The organism is Metabacillus rhizolycopersici (assembly GCF_020075705.1).
The window spans coordinates 1-7,511 of the sequence record NZ_JAIQUM010000137.1; the positions used below are offsets into that span (position 1 = coordinate 1).

General features: G+C 35.6%; 6 protein-coding genes. 4 read left to right on the forward strand and 2 right to left on the reverse strand.

Going from position 1 to position 7,511, the window contains the following annotated elements:
- Nucleotides 1-302: 302 nt before the first annotated feature.
- Nucleotides 303-887: a competence protein ComK gene (locus K9V48_RS26545; RefSeq protein WP_224142085.1), complete on the forward strand. Its 585-nt coding sequence runs from the start codon at nucleotides 303-305 to the stop codon at nucleotides 885-887.
- A 116-nt stretch (nucleotides 888-1,003) separates the two neighbouring features.
- On the opposite strand, the gene K9V48_RS26550 is transcribed toward K9V48_RS26545, so the two are convergent.
- Nucleotides 1,004-2,353 (reverse strand): glycosyltransferase family 2 protein, encoded by a 1,350-nt coding sequence (locus tag K9V48_RS26550; RefSeq protein ID WP_224142086.1) that lies wholly within the window; start codon nucleotides 2,351-2,353, stop codon nucleotides 1,004-1,006.
- A 951-nt stretch (nucleotides 2,354-3,304) separates the two neighbouring features.
- On the opposite strand from K9V48_RS26550, the gene K9V48_RS26555 reads away from it, so the two are divergent.
- Nucleotides 3,305-4,153: a polysaccharide deacetylase family protein gene (locus tag K9V48_RS26555; protein ID WP_224142087.1), complete on the forward strand. Its 849-nt coding sequence runs from the start codon at nucleotides 3,305-3,307 to the stop codon at nucleotides 4,151-4,153.
- A gap of 379 nt (nucleotides 4,154-4,532) precedes the next feature.
- On the opposite strand, the gene K9V48_RS26560 is transcribed toward K9V48_RS26555, so the two are convergent.
- Nucleotides 4,533-5,039 carry a hypothetical protein gene (locus K9V48_RS26560; RefSeq protein WP_224142088.1) on the reverse strand — a complete coding sequence of 169 codons (507 nt, stop codon included), beginning with the start codon at nucleotides 5,037-5,039 and terminating at the stop codon, nucleotides 4,533-4,535.
- Nucleotides 5,040-6,013: 974 nt separating this feature from the next.
- Here K9V48_RS26560 and K9V48_RS26565 point away from each other — a divergent pair.
- Together K9V48_RS26565 and K9V48_RS26570 are read left to right on the forward strand one after the other, a co-directional pair.
- On the forward strand, nucleotides 6,014-6,472 hold the full coding sequence (locus K9V48_RS26565) for a flavodoxin (RefSeq protein WP_224142089.1): 459 nt from the start codon (nucleotides 6,014-6,016) through the stop codon (nucleotides 6,470-6,472).
- Between the two features lie 2 nt (nucleotides 6,473-6,474).
- On the forward strand, nucleotides 6,475-7,359 hold the full coding sequence (locus K9V48_RS26570; RefSeq protein ID WP_224142090.1) for a beta propeller repeat protein: 885 nt from the start codon (nucleotides 6,475-6,477) through the stop codon (nucleotides 7,357-7,359).
- Nucleotides 7,360-7,511: the final 152 nt, after the last annotated feature.

A 7,511-nucleotide genomic window follows, 5' to 3' on the forward strand; every position in this document is an offset into this window, starting at 1 on the left:
CTCTAAGCTTGAGTGAATCACAAAGAGGCGAAGGTGGGGGATAACTGCCCGTAAAAGCTAAGGTAAGTCTCGCTATCCATCAGTGGGGGATAAGGAAAACCCCCACTGATGGAAGTCTCGCTTTATGGTAGAGATAGAGGGAAGCACAAGTAGAATACATAAAAAAATCCCTAAGCACATGAACTGGCGAGAGTACTGTGCTTAAAGGAATTTTAGGAGTTGGCTACCAGCCAAACTACATTTGTATTATAGCCAACTCCTTTAAAAGTGAAAAGATACGATCATTTAGGGGGATAATGACAATGAATTACAAACTAATGAAATTGAAAGAAGTAGTTGAAAAAAATACATATATCATTAAGGAGGACACGATGGCTATTCTTCCTTGGTATACAAATGATGCCGAGCTCCGTAGTCATGTTCTTGAACGATTTCAAATTAAAAACGTCGCACAAAAGCCACTGACGATTGTTAAAGGGAGCTGTCATTATTATGCAAGCGATCTATCTGGTAGATTAAAAGCAGCATCAACGATCCTAAAGGGAAAACGGATGTTGCCAGTGTTGATAAGTGAGAGTAATAGAATCTGCATGGTGCCTTTAGGCTCTCCATCTAAACCAGAATGTATTTGGCTTTCTTTTCGACATGTAGTAGACATCATCCCAAATGGAACACAATCAATTGTCATCTTTTCAAACAATCAAAGGCTAGAATTGGATATAACGCGGGATTTGCTAGAAGCAAAATTGGATAAAGCAGCGCGTCTGCTGCATACCTATCAAATTCGCCAAGAAAATGTGACCGATCATAATAAAATGCAAATATTGGCGGAGGAAGCAAGTCTTTATTCAATCGCAAAGGATGGATATGAGGATCAATTGAACTGATAAACTATCTAGAAAAACAGGGACGGTTCCGTTGTTTCACAAACGCAGGAACCGTCCCATTGTTCTCTGGACCTTTGAGAGAAAAGGTATTCTTTTCAAAGGGATTAAGAATCTGATTATTTCCATCTTCGTTCCACATGAAAGAATTGCTGAAAATATCCATAAACAGAGACTGGTGACATAATCATTTGATAGCCTAAGATGAAAAGGATGAATCCAAAAATGTTTTTCCGGATTTTTAGATTCAATCTTTTAAAGACATATTTTGATTGATACATATAAAGAATACTGTAGCTAATCAATGTAAGTGGTAGCACTAATAGGGTCATTGGTCCAACAATCCAGTAAAAACCAAAGAAGGCTAAGATAAGACCGGGTATCCAAAAAAACGTATAGGCAATATCTAAAAATGGCATCACTAGGTTAATACCCGTTAAATATTTCGTATAAAGCTGAGGCTGCTGCCAAGGCTTTACCTCTGCAAGCCCTTCAATCATGCCGCGCGCCCATCGTGATCGTTGATAAATAAAATGCTTTAGCGTACTTGGTGCTTCTGTAAACGCAACAGCTAAAGGCTCGAAATAAACCTTCCATTTTTTCTCGAGCAGTCTCCACGTCAGCACAATATCTTCACCAATTGCATCTGGCCAGCCATTCACTTCTTTGATTGCTGCTGTTTTATAAAGGCTAAAAGCACCTTGTGCAACAAGCGTCCCTTGATAAAGGCCCTGCAATCGTTTGATGGATGCAATGCCAAGAAAATAATCCCACTCCTGTATTTTTGTCCATATATTTTCACGGCTATTTTTGACTAGAACAGAGCCTGCGACTGCACATACATCACTTGGACTGCTTTTCATTCTTGCGACTAAAAAGCGAACAGCAGACGGATGAAGTAATGTATCAGCATCCAATGTAATGACGTAAGATGTCTTTACTGCTGTTAATCCCCGATTTAAAGCGTGAAATTTTCCGGGGGGTTCCTCGTGCAAAATATCCAAATCCAAGTTCAATTCCTTTTTCGCCTCTAAGGCTCTTTTGACCGTTTGATCAGTTGAACAATTGTTAATCAGAATGACTTTTATTTCTCCATGATAATCCTGTTTGCTTACATAATGAAGCGTGTTAACTATGTTATCCTCCTCATTATGTGCGGCAATGAGGAGAGTGATTGGTTCACTAGGATATTCATGTTTAAACGGCGGTTGTTTGTCCAACAATAAACTAGCTATAAGAAAAGCATTCATATAGCCTGGAATATAAGAAATTCCTGCAATGATGATCAATGCGAATGGAAAGGAAATAATATCTGCTAAATCCATCAGCCAAGGATAGGCCAAATAGATCGAAAAACACATCCATAAAAAGGAAAATGAGTGACTAATCCAAAATTTTGTTTTAATGGGTACATAAAAAGGATGTATATCAAATTTCGGTTGATGTTTATGACCAATCGTTGTTTTCAAGGTAGTCTCTCCTATGATGTAAAAGTCTAATTTTAAAATGCCTATTCGATGTAAAGCCTTTTGAGCTATCGATCGAAACATATCATAAATCATGAATGGGGAAGATAGCAATACTAAGAGATTGGTAGTTTATGGTTGTGTCATAGGGATCACTAGAAAGTTGTCGACATTTGTTTATAGCATCATAGGTGTTGCAAAGAGCCGTTGGAAATGGACACACGGGGACGGTTCTTTTGTTTTTGCAAAAGTCCCTCTGTTCCCATCATCTTAACCCTAGGAGAAGGTCAAGGAAGGCGAATGACCTCCTCACAGAATTCCGAGGTTTGGTCATTAACATAAGGAGCCCAATAGCCATTAAGTTAGGCACTATTCATGACAAGATCTATTCATTTTAGTTGTAATCCTCTCCATAAAAAACATATTTTGTGGAGAGGATTTTTTGCGTCTAAATTTTTAGAAATAGAGCGAATTCCAGCTGTTAGCTCAAGAGCGCCAACATCCATTTTCAAATGAACAGATTCTTCAATGGGCAAAGGAAACTGAATTTCTGAACAGGAAATACAAGTTAAAACTTGAGTTTTTCCCTTTTGTGGGACATATAATTTCGCATTCGGAATACAATGAATTATCCGTTGAATAGGTGATTTGCCTTAGTTTTTAAATGTGTCCAACCATTACACTTCTTTCCCTTTTATCGCTTAATATAACAAACATTTTTGCCTTAAGGCTCTTCGTCAAAGGTTATTGCAGGAATCGTTAATGCTAAAGATGCTTCATGGTAACGGGGAATGGAGAGCCCTCCACCTTGTTTAAGCTTTGGACAGTCCCAAAAAATCAGAGACAAGTTATATTTACAGCAGAAAGGAAGAAGTCATAATGAATAGTGCGAAACCTTTTTACATTGTATTTCTATGTCTTTTTATTTATTGTGCGGGAATGAGCTTTTATTTTTTGAGTAAACTAAACGAGATTGGTAGTAAAGAAGAGGAAATATCTAAACAATTGGAAGAATTACAGATTCATAAGGATTTAGAAACGAAGCTTGAAAAACAAAGCAAAAAGTCCAAGGAATTAGAAAATAAACTGAAAGATCAAAAGGATTTAATCAAACAATTAGAAAAAGAGAAGAGTGAACTACATAAAGAGTTAATGAAATATAAAAAGGTTGCGTATTTAACATTTGATGATGGTCCAAGTGAAAATACGATTAAAATTTTAGATATTTTAAAGGAAAATAATATAAAGGGAACATTTTTTGTAAATGGAAGAACAGATCAAATTTCCCTAAATACATATAAAAGAATTATTGATGAAGGCCATACGATCGGAAATCATACATATTCACATGATTATCATACCCTTTATAAAAGTTCTGAAGGTTTTATAAACGATTTTAATCATTTGAATACGTTATTAAAAGAAAAGTTAAATGTTTCTACAAAATTTTACCGATTTCCTGGCGGATCCAATAATCAACTAAGCAACAGATATGGGAAAAAACATTTAACAAATGAAATTGCTTCAAAATTAAAGCAGCAAGGCTATATCTTCTTTGACTGGAATGTCGATTCGATGGACTCAAAGGCAAGAGTGGTTCAAAAAGATGAGATTGTAAGAAGTGTTTTAAATGGATCAATGAATATGCAGCAAGCGATTGTGTTAATGCATGACCTGCAAGGGAAACATACAACAGTCGAAGCGCTTCCTGAGATTATAGATGGGCTAAAGAAACAAGGTTTTGCGTTTGAGGGATTGTCCGAACATAGCTATAACAAACAATTTATTGCAACAAATAACTAAACACACGTTTGTTTTAATGTGTACGGTCATACAAAGGAAGGCTAGTCTATCATAGACTGGCCCTTTTATGTTTGGAAGATCTAATCATTGGTTTGGCTGTTAAATCCGCATGACCAATAACTAGCTGTTATCCATTCAAAAGGCTGTTTTCGCAAACTTTGTTGCTGTTGTCATATAGAGTGCCATTAATCTAGATATTTAAGTTAAAATATAGATGAGATTGTGAAGGGGTGTACTTAAACTGAAGGTGCAGGAATGTGGAATAAGCAATAGTGAAACGATTGTATAAAAATAGAGCAAAAATGACGGATATCATCTTTGCTCTATTTTACCTTGTTATAGGAAGACTCTGTAGTCTTCCTATTTTAAAAATTTTACTTCATACCTCTTTGACTTTTTTACTTTTTAATGAGTCCATAATAAATCTAAAAAAAAGTATGTATATGGATGTAGCAAGAAGGTAAAAAGCAAATGAATTAAGAAAAGTCCATCCACTAAACTTAAAAACATTAAAAAACACAGCTAACCATTCAAAGCCTAGAGCAAAAAGAGACCAAAGGATCACATATGCAGTAATATAAATACCCTTTGGATCAAACTTGTCAAATAAGTACACACATAGTAATGCATAAGGGGAATACATCAAATACGTTATTATGTCTGTTACCTCGTATTTTTCAAGGTCATTAAGGTCATATAAATCCAAGGGTGGCGTTGCAATCAGGTGATCCATAATAATAGCGATAGTTACAGTGAACAAAATCAATAAGATAGAAATTACAAGAGGGTATCTTTTTGGGAGGAACAAAATCAATATGAAACCACAAACAATGGTAAGAATTATAAACCATTCATTTTCGTTAAACTGTTCTGGCAATGGTAACAATTAGCTCATCCCTTTTCTAAGAATTTTTCTAAAGTTAGTAGTGAGGTAGCTTATAAGAAGTAAAATGACAAACCACTCTATTATGGAATAAAAAAGATTCCATTTTACAAAATCATATACATTAAGAAGATTGGCTAGATATTCAATCCCTATCAAAAGGGGTATTAAAATAAATAGCATAATCCAATTTTTCCTGTTTTTTGCCCCTTGGGTTTTATCTATATACCAAATAATAAGTACAGGAATAAGGAAGACCCTGATAAGTGCCATTGTCCAATAACTAGTTGAAGGGCTATTAAAATTGATCATCTCCATATTCAATGCGAAGATGGTCATAAAGTTATGGTGAATAATGTTAGTTACCATCCAAATGAAGAATATTTCAAATAGATGAAGATTCTTTTTGGATACGGCATATGTAAGATTTATTATCACTGTTAATGCAAAAAAAATTGAAAATGCCATAGCTCCTCCACTAAATTGCTTTTTGAAATAGTTTTATCTCTCTATGTTTAAAATATTCCTTCTTCAACTAAAGGGTGCGTAGTTTAATAAGAATGAAGTGTTTTATGAGTGATTTCAGATTTTAGTTATTCAATTAAAGGGAGCGATTGTGGTAGAACCCTTAGGTTTAAACGACTTTATTGTTATATTTTTAAGTGCATAGAAGCATTACATCAAAAATTAAACAAGCATAACCCCGTCCTAATTTAGTACGGGGTTATGCTTGTTTGAGGTTTTAAAATTAAATAACTTTATTGTCACTTTACAACGTAACCTCGGTAAAGTTGCCCGCAATGTCTCTTTTTCCTTGCTTCCGGTCTCTAACCCATCAAAAACAGCCTTTCAAAGTTTATCTTATACGATATAAATTGCCCTCTAACGATAAAAATATAATTGACTTTGATAATCATTATCAATTAATATAAAAGCATTAACAACATGAAAATGATTATCAACTAGGGGGAGTACGAATGAAAGCTTTTATTGGATATGTAAGCATGTCTGGAAATACGGAGGATATTTCCAATATCATAAAAGATGTTTTGCTTACAACTGAGTGTGAAGTGGATATGGAGTGTCTGGATGAAATAGAAGCTGCATCATTATTAGCTTATGATTGTATATTCATTGGCGCATATACATGGGGGGATGGAGATCTACCTTATGAGGTAGAGGATTTTTTTGAAGAGCTCAATGAATTAGATTTAGATGGTATCCATGCAGCGTGCTTTGGATCAGGTGAGTATGCTTATCCTAAATTTTGTGGGGCTGTGGATGTAATGGCCGATCTATTGAACGAAAGAGGCTGTGATGTTTTTGCTGAAAGGTTGAAAATCGAACTCAGTCCTGAATCGGATGAACAAATAATCGAATGCCAGCAATTTGCAAAAGCTGTTTATGAATGGGCTTTGGCGAAACAAGGGAGTTAAACATGTTTGAAAAGGGTTCTACTGCGGTTTTATCTACTCCTGATTTTCCTTTCATTGTAGCGGTAAAAGGAGCTGGTATTTACTCCTTTGAAGAAGGAGACTGGTTTCTGCAATACAGTCTAACCGAAAATATTTACAAGCTCATGCATGTAGGCAAGTATATATTCGGAATAGGGGATTACGGTACCATCCTTCGCTATGAACCGTATCAAAAGAGATGGAATCATACAAGCTTTCCAACTACCCAACGTCTGTGGGATATTACTGGAAACAGCACTGGACTAATTGTTACTCATGGAGGAAGCAACCTTTTTGTCTCGAAAGATTTTGGCTCAAGCTGGTCTGTGATCAAACCATTTCAAACTTTAGCTACAAAGCCGTTAATTCGCTCCTTACTTTACGACCATGACCGTATTTATATTGGGACTCAAATAAATAAGGAGAGTGGTGGCTTATGGCAATATTCACTACAGAGCGAAGAGCTATTGCTTGTGAAAAGAGAAGAACATTCGATGATTTCTTCTATTTATAAAGATTGTGATGGCTCATTATACATTACAAAAGGAAATGCTCTTTCAGGTGAAGGAACAATTGAAAAGATCGAACGAGATACTGCTAGCTGGTCGACGTTTCAACAACCGATGGCAGAACGGGCATTTTTAGATTTATTTATGACAGATGAAAAATTATATGCCACGACAAGCAAAGATAAATTTGGGTTTTCTAGAATTTACGAGGTATTCAGGGAGGGCATGACCTTATTACCAATTGAAACAGTAGCAGGACATGGATTTAGAGGTGCTGGCTTCGACAACCAGCTTTTTATCTCTTCACCGATCGAAAGTAAATGGATCGGAAACATGGGAGAGGTTCCTATGTTTTCTTAAGTAAGACAAAGCTCTTTTCTAAAATATTGTTGTTTTTAAACATAAAAAGATTAACAGCAGTTACAGAGCGGGACGAAAAATATGTCGAAAATTGAAGGTTGGTCGATACCTTGGTGATTTCGGACAATAAAATTCAAAACCAGACAATAAAA

What these genes read in the sequence shown, in the direction of transcription:
- K9V48_RS26565 (WP_224142089.1), top strand. Translation starts at nt 6,014, where the DNA reads ATGAAAGCTTTTATTGGATATGTAAGCATGTCTGGAAATACGGAGGAT.
- K9V48_RS26570 (WP_224142090.1), top strand. Translation starts at nt 6,475, where the DNA reads ATGTTTGAAAAGGGTTCTACTGCGGTTTTATCTACTCCTGATTTTCCT.
- K9V48_RS26545 (WP_224142085.1), top strand. Translation starts at nt 303, where the DNA reads ATGAATTACAAACTAATGAAATTGAAAGAAGTAGTTGAAAAAAATACA.